Annotated in this window: 2 protein-coding genes; both read left to right on the top strand. The window is 69.7% G+C overall.

Annotation, left to right across the window (positions count from 1 at the left end; all coding sequences use genetic code 11):
* Positions 1–1,191: PPE family protein (locus AC2VOP_RS11775; RefSeq protein WP_486961131.1), on the top strand; the 1,191-nt coding region annotated here is incomplete at its 5' end.
* A gap of 20 nt (positions 1,192–1,211) precedes the next feature.
* Positions 1,212–1,296: PPE domain-containing protein (locus AC2VOP_RS11770; RefSeq protein ID WP_486961132.1), on the top strand; the 85-nt coding region annotated here is incomplete at its 3' end.

Below are 1,296 nucleotides of genomic sequence, written 5' to 3'. Positions count from 1 at the left end.
ACATCGGCCGCCTGGCGGGGACTGGGCGCCGAATTGGGGTCGACGGCGTCCAGCTACGGCACGGTGATATCGGGGCTCACCGCCGGATCGTGGTCGGGCCCGTCGGCGGCGGCGATGACTGCCGCGGCCGCCCCGTACGTGACGTGGATGGCCGCTACCGCCGCCCAGGCCGAGCAGGCCGCGGTTCAGGCGTCGGCCGCCGCGACGGCGTTTGAGTCGGCGTTTGCCGCGATGGTGCCGCCACCGGTGATCGCAGCCAACCGCAGCCTTCTGATATCGCTGATCGCCACGAACATCCTGGGGCAGAATACGCCCGCGATCGCCGCCACCGAGGCCGACTACGCGCAGATGTGGGCACAAGATGCCGCAGCCATGTACGGCTACGCCGGCTCCTCGGCGGGCGCCACTGAGCTGACGCCGTTCACGGCGCCGCCATCGACGACCAACCCGGCCGGTCCGGGGGCCCAGGCCGGCGCGGTCAGCCAAGCCGTCGCCGTGGCGGCAAGTGCACGCACCCAGACCATGCTGTCCCAACTGATGGCCGCGGTTCCCCAGGCGCTGCAGGGTTGTGCCTCATCCGCACCGGTGGCTGCGCAAGCGGAATCGCCGCTGTTGTCGCTGCTGGATGCCCTCGCCGGTCCGTTGTCGCCGCTCTCGCTCTACACCATCGGGGGTGTCCCGGACCTCTTGGCGTTCCAACTTGTCTTGTTGCCGATGAACGGGGCGAACGTGGTCGGGGTGCTTACCCGGGCGCAGAAGATGACGACCGAGGGGAAGTGGCCACCGAATCCTTTCGACCCCGTTGCACCTTCGCCGGATTCCGGTGCAGCTGAGGCGGTTCCACGGCTGGCGAGCTCACCCGGTGTGGGCGGGTCGCCGGTATCGGCGAACGTCGGTAACGCGGGTTCGGTCGGGACGATGTCGGTGCCACGGGGCTGGTCTGGGGCCGCCCCGGAGGTCAAGCCGTTGGCCGCCGCATTGTCCGGCAGCGCCTCGGAGCAGGCAGCCTCGATGGTCGCGGTGGAGGGCGACAGCGACCTACTGAGCGACCTCGGCCTGGGCAGTTTGGCCGGACGCGCCATCGGCGCCACCGGTGGATCGGCTTCTCGTGGCCGCGCCAAACAATCGGCGGCGAAGAGTAAGCCCAGCACGGCCACCATCATCGTGATCCCCCCGTCGGCGGAAGACTAGGGGCCCCGGGGGTGACGGTTATGGATTTTGCGGCGTTGTCTCCGGAGGTGAATTCGGGGTTGATGTATGCCGGGCCGGGGGCGGGGCCGATGTTGGCTGCGGCTT

Source organism: Mycobacterium sp. TH-M106, assembly GCF_057473765.1.
Note: the sequence above shows the minus strand (reverse complement) of the source record. Positions and strands in the feature narration are given on the sequence as shown.